The sequence below is a fragment of the Micromonospora sp. CA-244673 genome (assembly GCF_050948395.1).
Lineage (GTDB): Bacteria > Actinomycetota > Actinomycetes > Mycobacteriales > Micromonosporaceae > Micromonospora.
This window is the reverse complement of the sequence record NZ_CP192019.1, coordinates 6,472,043-6,485,505: the sequence shown is the minus strand read 5'-3', so window position 1 is coordinate 6,485,505 and position 13,463 is coordinate 6,472,043. Positions and strand designations below refer to the sequence as shown.

Genomic DNA, 13,463 nt, shown 5'->3' with positions numbered 1-13,463 from the left:
GAGGACACCAGTGGCGAAGGCGAAGTTCGAGCGGACTAAGCCGCACGTCAACATCGGCACCATTGGTCACATCGACCACGGTAAGACGACGCTGACGGCGGCCATCACCAAGGTCCTGCACGACCAGTACCCGGACCTCAACCCGTACACGCCGTTCGACGAGATCGACAAGGCGCCGGAGGAGAAGGCCCGCGGCATCACGATCTCGATCGCGCACGTCGAGTACCAGACCGAGGCGCGTCACTACGCGCACGTCGACTGCCCCGGTCACGCCGACTACATCAAGAACATGATCACCGGTGCCGCGCAGATGGACGGCGCGATCCTGGTGGTGGCGGCGACCGACGGCCCGATGCCGCAGACCCGCGAGCACGTGCTGCTGGCCCGTCAGGTCGGTGTGCCGTACATCGTCGTGGCGCTCAACAAGAGCGACATGGTCGACGACGAGGAGCTCCTGGAGCTCGTCGAGCTCGAGGTCCGCGAGCTGCTCTCGTCGCAGGAGTACCCGGGTGACGACCTGCCGGTCGTCCGGGTCTCGGCGCTGAAGGCCCTCGAGGGCGACCCCGAGTGGACCGGCAAGCTCATGGACCTCATGAACGCTGTCGACACCGCGATCCCGCAGCCGGAGCGCGAGACCGAGAAGCCGTTCCTGATGCCGATCGAGGACGTGTTCACGATCACCGGTCGTGGCACCGTCGTCACCGGTCGCGCCGAGCGCGGCATCCTCAAGCCGAACGAGGAGGTGGAGATCGTCGGCATCCGCGAGAAGTCGATGAAGACCACCTGCACCGGCATCGAGATGTTCCGCAAGCTGCTCGACGAGGCCCGGGCCGGCGAGAACGTCGGTCTGCTCCTCCGCGGCATCAAGCGCGAGGACGTCGAGCGCGGCATGGTCGTCATCAAGCCGGGCACCACGACCCCGCACACGGAGTTCGAGGCGACGGTCTACATCCTCTCCAAGGAGGAGGGCGGCCGGCACACCCCGTTCTTCCAGAACTACCGTCCGCAGTTCTACTTCCGGACCACGGACGTTACCGGCGTCGTCACGCTGCCCGAGGGCACCGAGATGGTCATGCCGGGCGACAACACCACGATGTCCGTGAAGCTGATCCAGCCCATCGCGATGGAGGAAAACCTCAAGTTCGCGATCCGGGAGGGTGGCCGCACGGTCGGCGCTGGTCGCGTCACCAAGATCGTCAAGTGAGCTGGGTAACCCCGATTAGCGTCGCCGCCGGTCGTGCGGCATACTAGTCAGGTTGCGTAACGACGGTCAGTCGCCTGCGTCCGGTTAACGCTGGACCTCCGGGTGTCAGACAGTCTCGCGTGGGGTGGTTGATCGCCACTGGCGGTCAACCACCCTCGCGCGGCGTCCAGGTCGCGGTCACCGCGATCGGCGCCATGACCCACCGCGTGGTCGGAAATCGCTCCGGAGTCCCGGGGCGGAGCCCGGCCCACGGGCGCGACACGCCCGACCGCGGGGGTCGGCGAAGTGGGCCTGTACCAGCCGGTACAGGCGCCCGCAACACAGCGGCATCGAGAGAAGGAACAGAAGCCACCATGGCGGGACAGAAGATCCGCATCCGGCTCAAGGCCTATGACCACGAGGTCGTCGACTCCTCGGCTCGGAAGATCGTCGAGACGGTGACGCGTACCGGGGCGCAGGTCGCTGGCCCGGTGCCGCTGCCCACGGAGATCAACCGTTTCTGCGTCATCCGCTCGCCGCACAAGTACAAGGACTCGCGCGAGCACTTCGAGATGCGCACGCACAAGCGTCTGATCGACATCATCGACCCGACCCCGAAGACGGTCGACTCGCTCATGCGCCTCGACCTGCCGGCTGGCGTCGACATCGAGATCAAGCTGTAGGGACCGGACAAATGGACAGGCAAGTCAAGGGGATCCTGGGCGCAAAGCTCGGCATGACCCAGGTCTGGGACAACAACCGCGTTGTTCCCGTGACCGTGGTTCAGGCCGGCCCGTGCGTCGTGAGCCAGGTTCGTAGCGCCGACAAGGACGGTTACTCCGCGGTCCAGCTGGCGTACGGGGCCATCGACCCGCGCAAGGTCAAGAAGCCGATCGCCGGGCACTACGCCAAGGCGGACGTCGCGCCGCGCCGGCACATCGTCGAGCTGCGCACCGTCGACGCCGCGGACTACTCGCCGGGCCAGGAGGTCACGGTCGAGGAGTTCCCGGTCGGCGTGACCATCGACGTCACCGGCAAGACCAAGGGCAAGGGCTACGCCGGCCCGATGAAGCGGCACGGCTTCCACGGTCTGCGCGCCAGCCACGGTGTGGAGCGCAAGCACCGCTCGCCGGGCTCGATCGGCGCCTGCGCGACCCCGGGTCGCGTCTTCAAGGGCACCCGGATGGCGGGTCGGATGGGTGGCGTTCGCTACACCGTCCAGAACCTGACCGTCCAGGCGGTGGACACCGACAACAACCTCCTGCTCGTCCGCGGCGCCATTCCGGGCCCGAAGGGCGCGCTGGTCCTGGTCCGCACCGCGGCCAAGACCAAGGTGAAGAAGGGCGGTGCGGCCAAGTGACCACCGTTGACGTCCTCAACGTCGAAGGCAACAAGGCCGGCTCCGTCGAGCTGCCCGCCGACATCTTCGACGCCCAGGCCAACATCCCGCTGATGCACCAGGTCGTGGTGGCTCAGCTGGCGGCGGCCCGGCAGGGCACGCACAAGGTCAAGACCCGCGGCGAGGTCTCCGGTGGAGGCAAGAAGCCGTACAAGCAGAAGGGCACCGGTCGTGCCCGCCAGGGCTCGATCCGCGCGCCGCAGTTCGCCGGCGGTGGCGTGGTCCACGGCCCGGTGCCGCGCGACTACAGCCAGCGCACCCCGAAGAAGATGAAGGCCGCCGCCCTGCGTGGCGCCCTCTCCGACCGGGCCCGCGCCGGCCAGGTGCACGTCGTCGAGGCGTTCGTCTCGGGCGAGAAGCCGTCGACCAAGGCCGCGCTGGCCACGCTGGCGAAGCTGACCGAGGCCCGTCGGGTCCTGGTCGTGCTGAGCAGCACCGACGAGCTGAACTGGGTGTCGCTGCGCAACGAGCCGCGGGTGCACCTGATCGAGGCCGGCCAGCTCAACACGTACGACGTGCTGGTGGCCGACGACGTGGTCTTCACGAAGGAGGCCCTGGACGAGTTCCTGGGCGTTCCCGCCGAGACCACCGAGGAGGGTGGCAAGTGAGCACGATCGCCGATCCGCGCGACATCATCGTCGCTCCGGTCGTCTCGGAGAAGAGCTACAGCGAGCTGAACCGGAACTGGTACACCTTCCTGGTGCACCCGGACGCCAACAAGACCGAGATCAAGATCGCTATCCAGCAGATCTTCAACGTCCGCGTCCTGACGGTCAACACGCTCAACCGCGAGGGCAAGCGCAAGCGCACCAAGACCGGCTTCGGTCAGCGCAAGTCGACCAAGCGGGCGATCGTGAAGCTGGCTGACGGTGACCGTATCGAGGCCTTCGGCGGCCCGGTCAGCTGAGGGGTGTAGACAATGGCTATCCGTAAGTACAAGCCGACGACGCCGGGCCGGCGTGGCTCGAGCGTCGCCGACTTCGCCGAGATCACCCGGTCGACGCCGGAGAAGTCGCTGCTGGCTCCGCTGCCGAAGAAGGGCGGACGCAACGCCCACGGCCGGATCACCACCCGGCACCACGGTGGCGGACACAAGCGGCAGTACCGTCTGATCGACTTCAAGCGGGTCGACAAGGACGGCGTGCCGGCGAAGGTCGCGCACATCGAGTACGACCCGAACCGCACCGCGCGCATCGCGCTGCTGCACTACGCCGACGGCGAGAAGCGCTACATCATCGCGCCGAAGGACCTGAAGCAGGGCGACCGGGTGGAGTCGGGGCCGAGCGCCGACATCAAGCCGGGCAACAACCTGCCGCTGCGCAACATCCCGGTCGGTACCACCATCCACAACGTGGAGCTGCGTCCGGGCGGCGGCGCCAAGCTGGCCCGCTCGGCCGGCGTCGGCATCCAGCTGCTCGGTCGTGAGGGCGCGTACGCGACCCTCCGCATGCCGTCCGGCGAGATCCGGCGGGTGGACGTGCGCTGCCGCGCCAGCATCGGCGAGATCGGCAACGCCGACCAGTCGAACATCAACTGGGGTAAGGCCGGCCGGATGCGGTGGAAGGGCAAGCGCCCGACCGTCCGTGGTGTCGCCATGAACCCGGTGGACCACCCGCACGGTGGTGGTGAGGGTAAGACCTCCGGTGGTCGCCACCCGGTCAACCCGCAGGGTAAGCCCGAGGGCCGCACCCGTCGTAAGGGCCAGCCGAGCGACCGGCTGATCGTCCGCCGCCGCTACGCCACGCGTAAGCGCGGCTGAGGGAGATAAGACATGCCTCGCAGCCTGAAGAAGGGCCCGTTCGTCGACGACCACCTGCTCAAGAAGGTGGAGACGCAGAACGACAAGGGCTCGAAGAACGTCATCAAGACCTGGTCGCGGCGCTCGACGATCATCCCGGAGATGCTGGGTCACACGATCGCCGTGCACGACGGACGCAAGCACGTCCCGGTCTTCGTGACCGAGGCCATGGTCGGGCACAAGCTCGGCGAGTTCGCGCTGACCCGCACGTTCAAGGGTCACGAGAAGGACGACCGGAAGAGCCGCCGGCGCTGACGCCGCGGGCATACGGATAGAGGAACAAGGGGTTACAGCGATGCCAGGAAAGGGCGACGCTCCGGTGCTTCCGGGCGCGCGGGCGGTTGCGCGGCACGTGCGCATCTCGCCGATGAAGGCGCGCCGGGTGGTCAACCTCGTCCGCGGCCTGCCCGCGAAGGAGGCGCTCACGGTGCTGCAGTTCGCGCCGCAGGCTGCGAGCGAGCAGGTGTACAAGGTGCTCGCGAGCGCGATCGCCAACGCGGAGAACAACGAGCGGCTGGACCCCGACGCGCTGCTCGTCAGCGAGGCGTTCGTCGACGAGGGCCCGACGATGAAGCGGTTCCGGCCGCGGGCGCAGGGCCGGGCGTACCGGATCCGCAAGCGGACCTGCCACATCACCGTGGCGGTCGAGGCGGTCGCGCCGGCCGCGCCGAAGAAGTCGGCGAAGAAGGCCGCCCCGGCCAAGCAGGCCGAGGCCGCTGAGGGGCAGAGCACGACGGAAGGTGCCGAGTAATGGGTCAGAAGGTTCACCCCACTGGGTTCCGGCTCGGCATCTCGACCGACTGGAAGTCCCGCTGGTTCGCGGACAAGCTCTACAAGGACTACATCGGCGAGGACGTCAAGATCCGCCGGATGATGTCCAAGGGCCTCGAGCGCGCCGGGATCTCCAAGGTCGACATCGAGCGCACCCGGGACCGGGTCCGCGTCGACATCCACACCGCCCGGCCGGGCATCGTCATCGGCCGTAAGGGTGCGGAGGCCGACCGGATCCGCGGCGAGCTGGAGAAGCTCACCGGCAAGCAGGTTCAGCTGAACATCATCGAGGTGAAGAGCCCCGAGTCGGACGCGCAGCTGGTCGCCCAGGGCGTCGCCGAGCAGCTGTCCAGCCGGGTCAGCTTCCGTCGGGCCATGCGCAAGGCGATGCAGTCCGCGATGAAGAACCCGGTCTGCAAGGGCATCCGGGTCCAGGTCTCGGGTCGCCTCGGCGGCGCCGAGATGAGCCGGACCGAGTTCTACCGCGAGGGCCGGGTCCCGCTGCACACGCTGCGGGCCAACATCGAGTACGGCTTCTTCGAGGCCCGTACCACCTTCGGCCGGATCGGCGTGAAGGTGTGGATCTACAAGGGCGACGCCGTCCCGGGCCGTGAGGCCCCGGCCGAGGCCGCCCCGTCGCGCGGCCCGCGCCGCGACCGTGGCGACCGGCCGGAGCGGCCGCGCCGTGGCCGGTCGGGTTCGTCGGGCACGACCGCCGGTGGCACCGAGGCCGGCCGGGCTGCCGCGACCACCATCGCGCAGCAGGCGGAGACGCCGGCCGGTGAGCCGGTCGACGCCGGAGCCGTGGCCGCGGCCGCGACCCAGCCGGCAGAAACGCAGCAGGAGGGCTGACAGATGCTGATGCCGCGCAAGCCCCCGAAGGGCTTCCGCAAGCCGCACCACCCGGACCGCCACGGCGCGTCCAAGGGTGGTAACCGGGTGGTGTTCGGCGAGTTCGGGATCCAGGCTCTCGAGCCGGCGTACGTGACCAACCGCCAGATCGAGTCGGCGCGTATCGCGATGACCCGTCACATCAAGCGTGGCGGCAAGGTCTGGATCACGATCTTCCCGGACCAGGCCCTCACCAAGAAGCCGGCCGAGACCCGGATGGGTTCCGGTAAGGGTTCGCCCGAGTGGTGGGTCGCCAACGTCAAGCCGGGGCGGGTTCTCTTCGAGATGTCCTTCCCCAACGAGCAGATCGCGCGAGAGGCGATGCGTCGCGCGATCCACAAGCTCCCGATGAAGTGCCGCATTGTTACGCGCGAAGTGGGTGAATCCTGATGGCAGCTGGCGTCAAGCCTTCCGAGCTGCGTGAGCTCTCCGAGGAGGAGCTGGTCACGAAGCTGCGCGAGGCCAAGGCGGAGCTGTTCAACCTCCGCGTGCAGGCCGCAACCGGGCAGCTGGACAACAACCGGCGGCTGCAGGTCATCCGTCGGGAGATCGCCCGGATCTACACGATCATGCGTGAGCGTGAGCTGGGTCTCTCGGCCGCGCCGACTGAGGTGACTGCATCATGAGTGAGAACACGACCGCCGCCGCGCGGGCCCGTCGCAAGGTTCGCGAGGGTCTCGTGGTCAGCGACAAGATGGAAAAGACCGTCGTGGTCGAGGTCGAGGACCGGGTCAAGCACGCGCTGTACGGCAAGATCATGCGCCGGACCAGCAAGCTGAAGGTCCACGACGAGCAGAACTCGGCCGGCATCGGCGACCGGGTCCTGATCATGGAGACCCGGCCGCTGTCCGCCACCAAGCGGTGGCGGCTCGTGGAGATCCTCGAGAAGGCCAAGTAGCGAAGGCTCGAGCTCGGCCGGCTTTCGGTCGGGCGCAGGTTCCGCCAGGCTCCGGCCGCCCCCGGCGGCCGGAGAACCGGCAGACATAGGAGATAGACGTGATTCAGCAGGAGTCGCGACTGCGCGTCGCCGACAACACGGGTGCCCGGGAGATCCTGTGCATCCGGGTTCTCGGTGGCTCCGGTCGGCGCTACGCGAGCATCGGCGACGTCATCGTGGCCACGGTCAAGGACGCGATCCCCGGTGCCGGTGTGAAGAAGGGCGACGTCGTCAAGGCCGTCGTCGTTCGCACCGCCAAGGAGAAGCGGCGGCCGGACGGCTCGTACATCCGCTTCGACGAGAACGCCGCCGTCATCATCAAGGACGGTGGGGACCCGCGCGGTACCCGCATCTTCGGCCCGGTGGGCCGCGAGCTGCGGGACAAGCGGTTCATGAAGATCATCTCTCTCGCGCCGGAGGTGTTGTGACCGTGAAGGTCAAGAAGGGCGACACGGTCGTCGTCATCGCCGGCAAGGACAAGGGTGCCAAGGGCAAGGTCATCGCGGCCTACCCGCGGCAGGACAAGGTCCTGGTCGAGGGCGTGAACCGGGTCAAGAAGCACACCCGCATCAGCACCACCCAGCGTGGCGCCAAGACCGGCGGCATCGTCACCCAGGAGGCCCCGATCCACGTCTCGAACGTGCAGGTCCTGGACTCCGACGGCAAGCCGACCCGCGTCGGTTACCGGGTCGACGACAACGGCCAGAAGGTCCGCATCGCGCGTAGCACCGGTAAGGACCTCTGATGACCACGGCTACCGAAACCAAGACCCTGCCGCGCCTCAAGGAGCGGTACCGCAACGAGATCGTGGCGAAGCTGCAGGAGCAGTACAACTACGGCAACCCCATGCAGGTCCCGGGGCTCGTCAAGATCGTCGTGAACATGGGCGTCGGCGAGGCCGCTCGGGACGCCAAGCTGATCGACGGCGCCGTCCGCGACCTGGCCACCATCACCGGCCAGAAGCCGCTGGTGCGGCGGGCGACCAAGTCCATCGCGCAGTTCAAGCTGCGTGAGGGCATGCCGATCGGCGCGAAGGTCACCCTGCGGGGCGACCGCATGTGGGAGTTCCTGGACCGGCTGCTCTCCATCGCGCTGCCGCGTATCCGCGACTTCCGCGGCCTGGACGGGCGCAAGCTCGACGGCCACGGCAACTACACGTTCGGTCTGACCGAGCAGTCGGTGTTCCACGAGATCGACCAGGACAAGATCGATCGCCAGCGGGGCATGGACATCACGGTGGTCACGACCGCCACGACCGACGACGAGGGCCGGGCGCTGCTCAAGCTCCTGGGCTTCCCGTTCAAGGAGAACTGAGATGGCCAAGAAGGCGCTGATCCTCAAGGCGGCCGCGAAGCCGAAGTTCTCGGTTCGCGCGTACACCCGCTGCCAGCGGTGCGGGCGTCCGAAGGCGGTCTACCGCAAGTTCGGTCTCTGCCGGGTGTGCATCCGGGAGATGGCCCACCGCGGTGAGCTGCCCGGCGTGTCCAAGGCTTCCTGGTAATAGCCCGGCGCGCTTCGCGCGTCAGCTGAACTGTCTCTTCGCCGTAGGCCCCGGGCCTGGCCCGGGGAACCCCGGCGAGAAAGGTTGACGAATTTCATGACGATGACCGACCCGATCGCAGACATGCTCACGCGTCTGCGTAACGCCAACCAGGCGTACCACGACCGGGTGACGATGCCCTACTCGAAGATCAAGGCGAACATCGCCGAGGTCCTCAAGGCCGAGGGTTACATCGCCACCTGGTCGGTCGAGGAGCCCGAGGAGGGCGCCGTCGGCAAGCGACTGGTCGTCGAGCTGAAGTACGGCCAGAACCGGGAGCGGAGCCTGGCCGGCATCAAGCGCGTGTCCAAGCCCGGTCTCCGGGTGTACGCCAAGTCGGACGGGCTCCCGCGGGTGCTCGGCGGGCTGGGCGTGGCGATCATTTCGACGTCCCAGGGGCTGCTCACCGACCGGCAGGCCCGCAAGCGGAGCGTTGGCGGGGAAGTCCTCGCCTTCGTCTGGTAACGGGAGACAGGTAGAAATGTCGCGTATTGGACGTAAGTCGATCCCGGTGCCAGCCGGCGTCGACATCACCATCGACGGCCAGACCGTCAAGGTCAAGGGCCCCAAGGGCGAGCTGAGCCACGTACTGGCCGAGCCGATCACGGCGGAGCGGGGCGAGGGCGGCGAGCTGCACGTCAACCGGCCCAACGACGAGCGCAAGGCCAAGGAGCTGCACGGCCTGAGCCGTACGCTGGTGGCCAACATGATCGTCGGCGTGACCGAGGGCTACCGCAAGAGCCTCGAGATCGCCGGTACCGGTTACCGCGTGACCGCCAAGGGCAAGGACCTCGAGTTCGCGCTCGGGTTCTCGCACCCGGTGCTGGTTCCGGCCCCGGAGGGCATCACCTTCACGGTGGAGCGGCCGACGCTGTTCCACGTGGCCGGCATCGACAAGCAGCAGGTCGGCGAGGTCGCCGCCAACATCCGGAAGATCCGCCCGCCGGAGCCCTACAAGGGCAAGGGCGTGAAGTACCAGGGCGAGGTCATCCGCCGCAAGGCTGGAAAGGCAGGTAAGAAGTGAGCGCCACGCTGCTCAAGCGCCGCCGCGGCGTCGCCGCCAAGCGGGCCGTCGGGCGTGCGCGCCGGCACTTCCGGGTCCGCAAGAACGTCAGCGGCACCACCGAGCGTCCCCGCCTGGTCGTCACCCGGTCCCTGCGGCACATCGTCGCCCAGATCGTGGACGACACCAAGGGTCACACCCTGGCGTCGGCCTCGACCATGGACGCCTCGCTGCGCGGCGCCGAGGGCGACAAGAGCGCCCTGGCCGGCAAGGTCGGCGCCCTGCTCGCCGAGCGCGCCAAGGCCGCCGGCGTCTCGAAGGTCGTCTTCGACCGCGGTGGCAACCGGTACGCGGGGCGGGTCGCCGCGCTTGCCGCAGCCGCCCGCGAAGCCGGGCTCGAGTTCTAGAAACCCCGTCACGAGAGAGAAGGAAGGCTGCTGATGCCAGGTCAACAGCGCCGTGGCGGCGGGTCCGGTGGCAACGAGGGTGGTCGCCGCGACAACCGCCGTGAGGGCGGCCGCGGAAACGCGCCCGTCGAGAAGACCCCGCACCTCGAGCGGGTCGTCGCGATCAACCGCGTCGCCAAGGTCGTGAAGGGTGGTCGTCGCTTCAGCTTCACCGCCCTGGTGATCGTGGGCGACGGCGACGGCACCGTCGGTGTGGGCTACGGAAAGGCCAAGGAGGTGCCCGCGGCTATCGCCAAGGGTGTCGAGGAGGCCAAGAAGCACTTCTTCAAGGTGCCGCGGATCGGCCAGTCGATCCCGCACCCGGTGCAGGGCGAGGACGCGGCCGGTGTGGTGCTGCTCAAGCCGGCCTCGGCCGGTACGGGTGTCATCGCCGGCGGTCCGGTCCGTGCCGTGCTGGAGTGCGCGGGCATCCACGACGTGCTCTCCAAGAGCCTCGGCTCGTCGAACCCGATCAACATCGTGCACGCCACGGTGGCGGCCCTGAAGGCGCTCGAGTCGCCGGAGCAGGTCGCGGCCCGTCGTGGTCTGCCGGTCGAGGACGTCGCGCCGGCCGCCATGCTGGCGTCGCGGGCGGGGGTGGCGTCCTGATGGCACGCCTGAAGGTCACCCAGGTCCGGTCCGAGATCGGGACCAAGAAGAACCAGCGTGACTCGCTGCGTTCGCTCGGTCTCAAGCGGATCAACGACGTGGTGGTCAAGGAGGATCGGCCGGAGATCCGGGGCATGATCTTCACGGTCAACCACCTCGTGAAGGTCGAGGAGGTCGAGTAATGACGATCAAGGTGCACCACCTGCGCCCGGCGCCCGGAGCCAAGACCGACAAGACCCGTGTGGGTCGCGGTGAGGGCTCGAAGGGCAAGACCGCCGGTCGCGGTACCAAGGGTTCCAAGGCCCGGAAGAACATCTCGGCGGCGTTCGAGGGTGGGCAGATGCCCATCCACATGCGCCTGCCGAAGCTGAAGGGCTTCAAGAACAAGTTCAAGGTCGTCTTCCAGGTGGTCAACCTGGACCGGCTCGCCGAGCTCTTCCCGAACGGCGGCCAGGTCGGCCCCGTCGAGCTGGTCGAGGCCGGCGCGGTCCGCAAGGGCCACCCGGTCAAGGTGCTCGGCACCGGCGACCTCGGCGGTGTGGCGCTCCAGGTGTCGGCGCACGCGTTCAGCGCGTCGGCCAAGGAGAAGATCACCGCGGCCGGCGGCTCGGTCACCGAGCTGTAAGGCACGCTCGTGGCGCCCGCTCAGTTGTCCGCAACTGGGCGGGCGTCATGCTCTACCGGGCGAAACTGCGCCGGGTAACATCGGATTCGTTTTATGTAGCCGGGCACATCTGCCCGGACCCGGGTCGGGCTGTTAGAGTCCCTTCCCAGCTATGGATATCGGGCGGTCCGCCCGGCACCCACCCCGCTCCGCCAGGGATAATCACCGGCGGCCCGCGTCGCGCAGGAGGAAGAAGTTGCTGTCCGCCTTTCTCAGTGCGTTCCGTACGCCTGACCTGCGCAAGAAGCTGCTGTTCACAGTAGGCATCATCGCGGTCTACCGGCTGGGCGCCACGCTGCCCAGCCCAGGTGTCTCGTACGGCAACGTGCAGAAGTGCCTCGACACCGTCCAAGGCGGGACCGGTGTGCTGGGCCTGCTGGACCTCTTCTCCGGTGGGGCGCTGCTCCAGCTGTCGGTCTTCGCGCTGGGCATCATGCCCTACATCACCGCGTCGATCATCCTGCAGCTGCTGACCGTGGTCATTCCGCGTCTGGAGCAGCTCCGCAAGGAGGGGCAGGCCGGCCAGGCGAAGATCACCCAGTACACCCGCTACCTCACGCTGGGCCTGGGCATCCTCCAGTCCTCGGCGTTCGTGGCGCTGGCGCGCTCGGGTCAGCTCTTCAACAACCAGTGCGACCAGTTCCCGATCGTCCCGCGGGGCACCGGCATCCCGGACTGGCTGACGCTGACCATCCTGGTCATGACGATGACCGCCGGCACCGGCATGGTGATGTGGCTCGGTGAGCTGATCACCGACCGGGGCGTCGGCAACGGCATGTCCGTGCTGATCTTCACCTCGATCGCGGCCCGGCTCCCCAGCGAGGGCTGGAAGATCAAGACCACCAAGGGCTGGGGGATGTTCCTCCTCGTCATCGCCCTGGTTCTGCTGGTCATCACCGCGGTCACCTTCATCGAGCAGGCCCAGCGCCGGATCCCGGTGCAGTACGCCAAGCGCATGATCGGCCGGCGGATGTACGGCGGCACCTCCACCTACATCCCGCTCAAGGTGAACCAGGCCGGCGTCATCCCGGTCATCTTCGCCTCGTCGCTGCTCTACCTGCCGCAGCTCGCGCTCCAGTTCTTCGACCAGAACAACCCGGGGAAGACCCAGGCCTGGATCCAGAACCACATCGTGAAGGCCGCCGCGCCGGAGCACATCGCGATCTACTTCCTGCTGATCATCTTCTTCACGTACTTCTACGTGTCGATCACGTTCAACCCGACCGAGGTCGCGGACAACATGAAGAAGTACGGCGGCTTCGTGCCGGGCATCCGCCCCGGCAAGCCGACCGCCGAGTACCTCGACTTCATCCTCAGCCGGATCACCCTGCCGGGCGCGCTCTACCTGGGCATCGTCGCGATCCTGCCGAACTTCTTCTTCATCTGGCTCGACAACCAGCAGTTCCAGAACTTCCCGTTCGGCGGCACCGCTGTGCTCATCATGGTCGGCGTCGGTCTGGAGACCGTGAAGCAGATCGAGAGCCAACTCATGCAGCGGAACTACGAAGGGTTCCTGCGGTAGATGCGACTCGTTCTGGTTGGCCCGCCGGGCGCGGGCAAGGGCACACAGGCGGAGTTCATCGCCGCTCACCTCTCGGTGCCGAAGATCTCCACCGGGGACATCTTCCGGGCCAACGTCACCCAGGGCACGCCGCTGGGGGTCGAGGCGAAGCGCTACATGGACGCCGGCAAGCTGGTCCCGGACGACGTCACCATCAACATGGTCAGGGACCGGCTCGCCGAGCCGGACGCCGGTGAGGGTTTCCTCCTCGACGGCTTCCCGCGGACCACGCCGCAGGCCGCCGAGCTGGACAAGCTCCTGGCCGACCTGGGCACCGCGCTGGACCTGGTGCTGGAGCTGGTCGTCGACGACGACGAGGTCATCCGGCGGCTCTCCGGCCGGCGCACCTGCCGTGGCTGCGGCAAGATCTGGCACGTCGAGTTCGACGCGACCACCCGGGACGGCATCTGCGACCGCTGCGGCGCGGAGCTGTTCCAGCGGGACGACGACAAGCCGGAGACCATCGCCGCCCGGCTCCGGGAGTACGCCGAGAAGACCGCGCCGCTGGTCGACTACTACGGCGCCCAGGGCAAGCTCGTCGGCATCGACGCGACCGGCCCGGTGGAGGACGTCACCGTCCGCGCCATCGACGCCCTCCGCTCGTACGGCGGCTGACGTCCCGCCGGAGCTCCGGCGGATAGAGTGCGAACAGCGGGGTACG

The 13,463-nt window shown here is 68.0% G+C and carries 24 protein-coding genes; all 24 read left to right on the top strand.

What is annotated here, in order from left to right; all coding sequences use genetic code 11:
* Positions 1-10 precede the first annotated feature (10 nt).
* Entirely contained in the window at positions 11-1,204 is a 1,194-nt protein-coding gene (gene tuf / locus ACQP12_RS29790; protein WP_433283441.1) for an elongation factor Tu, read from the top strand.
* Positions 1,205-1,557: 353 nt separating this feature from the next.
* The gene (gene rpsJ / locus ACQP12_RS29785) at positions 1,558-1,866 is read left to right on the top strand and encodes a 30S ribosomal protein S10 (RefSeq protein ID WP_007073037.1); all 309 of its coding nucleotides are present in this window, start codon (positions 1,558-1,560) and stop codon (positions 1,864-1,866) included.
* An 11-nt stretch (positions 1,867-1,877) separates the two neighbouring features.
* Entirely contained in the window at positions 1,878-2,543 is a 666-nt protein-coding gene (gene rplC, locus ACQP12_RS29780) for a 50S ribosomal protein L3 (RefSeq protein ID WP_433283440.1), read from the top strand.
* A complete protein-coding gene (gene rplD, locus ACQP12_RS29775) occupies positions 2,540-3,190 on the top strand; it encodes a 50S ribosomal protein L4 (RefSeq protein WP_355638003.1) in 651 nt (216 codons plus the stop codon). The genes rplC and rplD overlap by 4 nt, the downstream gene beginning before the upstream one ends.
* Positions 3,187-3,489, top strand: coding sequence for a 50S ribosomal protein L23 (rplW, locus tag ACQP12_RS29770; protein WP_091317975.1), 303 nt, complete (start codon positions 3,187-3,189; stop codon positions 3,487-3,489). The genes rplD and rplW overlap by 4 nt, the downstream gene beginning before the upstream one ends.
* A 12-nt stretch (positions 3,490-3,501) precedes the next feature.
* A complete protein-coding gene (gene rplB, locus ACQP12_RS29765; protein ID WP_088976123.1) occupies positions 3,502-4,341 on the top strand; it encodes a 50S ribosomal protein L2 in 840 nt (279 codons plus the stop codon).
* A 12-nt stretch (positions 4,342-4,353) separates the two neighbouring features.
* Positions 4,354-4,635 carry a 30S ribosomal protein S19 gene (gene rpsS, locus ACQP12_RS29760; protein ID WP_007073032.1) on the top strand — a complete coding sequence of 94 codons (282 nt, stop codon included), beginning with the start codon at positions 4,354-4,356 and terminating at the stop codon, positions 4,633-4,635.
* Positions 4,636-4,675: 40 nt separating this feature from the next.
* Positions 4,676-5,131 (top strand): 50S ribosomal protein L22, encoded by a 456-nt coding sequence (gene rplV / locus ACQP12_RS29755; protein WP_073834929.1) that lies wholly within the window; start codon positions 4,676-4,678, stop codon positions 5,129-5,131.
* Complete coding sequence (gene rpsC / locus ACQP12_RS29750) at positions 5,131-6,003, top strand: 30S ribosomal protein S3 (protein WP_091262800.1); 873 nt, start codon at positions 5,131-5,133, stop codon at positions 6,001-6,003. Before rplV ends, rpsC begins: the two co-directional genes overlap by 1 nt.
* Before the next feature lie 3 nt (positions 6,004-6,006).
* Positions 6,007-6,432: a 50S ribosomal protein L16 gene (gene rplP / locus ACQP12_RS29745; RefSeq protein ID WP_073834927.1), complete on the top strand. Its 426-nt coding sequence runs from the start codon at positions 6,007-6,009 to the stop codon at positions 6,430-6,432.
* Positions 6,432-6,668: a 50S ribosomal protein L29 gene (gene rpmC, locus ACQP12_RS29740; protein ID WP_013288628.1), complete on the top strand. Its 237-nt coding sequence runs from the start codon at positions 6,432-6,434 to the stop codon at positions 6,666-6,668. Before rplP ends, rpmC begins: the two co-directional genes overlap by 1 nt.
* Positions 6,665-6,940 (top strand): 30S ribosomal protein S17, encoded by a 276-nt coding sequence (gene rpsQ, locus ACQP12_RS29735; RefSeq protein WP_091262798.1) that lies wholly within the window; start codon positions 6,665-6,667, stop codon positions 6,938-6,940. The genes rpmC and rpsQ overlap by 4 nt, the downstream gene beginning before the upstream one ends.
* 98 nt (positions 6,941-7,038) lie before the next feature.
* Positions 7,039-7,407: a 50S ribosomal protein L14 gene (gene rplN, locus ACQP12_RS29730; RefSeq protein WP_007073026.1), complete on the top strand. Its 369-nt coding sequence runs from the start codon at positions 7,039-7,041 to the stop codon at positions 7,405-7,407.
* Positions 7,404-7,724 (top strand): 50S ribosomal protein L24, encoded by a 321-nt coding sequence (gene rplX, locus ACQP12_RS29725; RefSeq protein WP_192579888.1) that lies wholly within the window; start codon positions 7,404-7,406, stop codon positions 7,722-7,724. The genes rplN and rplX overlap by 4 nt, the downstream gene beginning before the upstream one ends.
* Positions 7,724-8,293 carry a 50S ribosomal protein L5 gene (gene rplE / locus ACQP12_RS29720; protein WP_357938785.1) on the top strand — a complete coding sequence of 190 codons (570 nt, stop codon included), beginning with the start codon at positions 7,724-7,726 and terminating at the stop codon, positions 8,291-8,293. Before rplX ends, rplE begins: the two co-directional genes overlap by 1 nt.
* 1 nt (position 8,294) lies before the next feature.
* Entirely contained in the window at positions 8,295-8,480 is a 186-nt protein-coding gene (locus tag ACQP12_RS29715) for a type Z 30S ribosomal protein S14 (RefSeq protein WP_007073023.1), read from the top strand.
* 96 nt (positions 8,481-8,576) lie between these two features.
* Positions 8,577-8,984 (top strand): 30S ribosomal protein S8, encoded by a 408-nt coding sequence (gene rpsH, locus ACQP12_RS29710; protein WP_013288624.1) that lies wholly within the window; start codon positions 8,577-8,579, stop codon positions 8,982-8,984.
* Positions 8,985-9,000: 16 nt separating this feature from the next.
* Entirely contained in the window at positions 9,001-9,543 is a 543-nt protein-coding gene (gene rplF / locus ACQP12_RS29705) for a 50S ribosomal protein L6 (RefSeq protein WP_357938783.1), read from the top strand.
* A complete protein-coding gene (gene rplR, locus ACQP12_RS29700; RefSeq protein WP_151463669.1) occupies positions 9,540-9,929 on the top strand; it encodes a 50S ribosomal protein L18 in 390 nt (129 codons plus the stop codon). The genes rplF and rplR overlap by 4 nt, the downstream gene beginning before the upstream one ends.
* Positions 9,930-9,962: 33 nt before the next feature.
* Positions 9,963-10,577 carry a 30S ribosomal protein S5 gene (rpsE, locus tag ACQP12_RS29695; protein WP_091262790.1) on the top strand — a complete coding sequence of 205 codons (615 nt, stop codon included), beginning with the start codon at positions 9,963-9,965 and terminating at the stop codon, positions 10,575-10,577.
* Positions 10,577-10,759, top strand: coding sequence for a 50S ribosomal protein L30 (gene rpmD / locus ACQP12_RS29690; protein ID WP_013473693.1), 183 nt, complete (start codon positions 10,577-10,579; stop codon positions 10,757-10,759). The genes rpsE and rpmD overlap by 1 nt, the downstream gene beginning before the upstream one ends.
* On the top strand, positions 10,759-11,202 hold the full coding sequence (rplO, locus tag ACQP12_RS29685) for a 50S ribosomal protein L15 (protein ID WP_355347940.1): 444 nt from the start codon (positions 10,759-10,761) through the stop codon (positions 11,200-11,202). Before rpmD ends, rplO begins: the two co-directional genes overlap by 1 nt.
* Before the next feature lie 235 nt (positions 11,203-11,437).
* Positions 11,438-12,763, top strand: a complete 1,326-nt coding sequence (gene secY, locus ACQP12_RS29680) for a preprotein translocase subunit SecY (protein ID WP_357938781.1) — start codon at positions 11,438-11,440, stop codon at positions 12,761-12,763.
* Positions 12,764-13,417 carry an adenylate kinase gene (locus tag ACQP12_RS29675; protein WP_357938779.1) on the top strand — a complete coding sequence of 218 codons (654 nt, stop codon included), beginning with the start codon at positions 12,764-12,766 and terminating at the stop codon, positions 13,415-13,417.
* Positions 13,418-13,463: the final 46 nt, after the last annotated feature.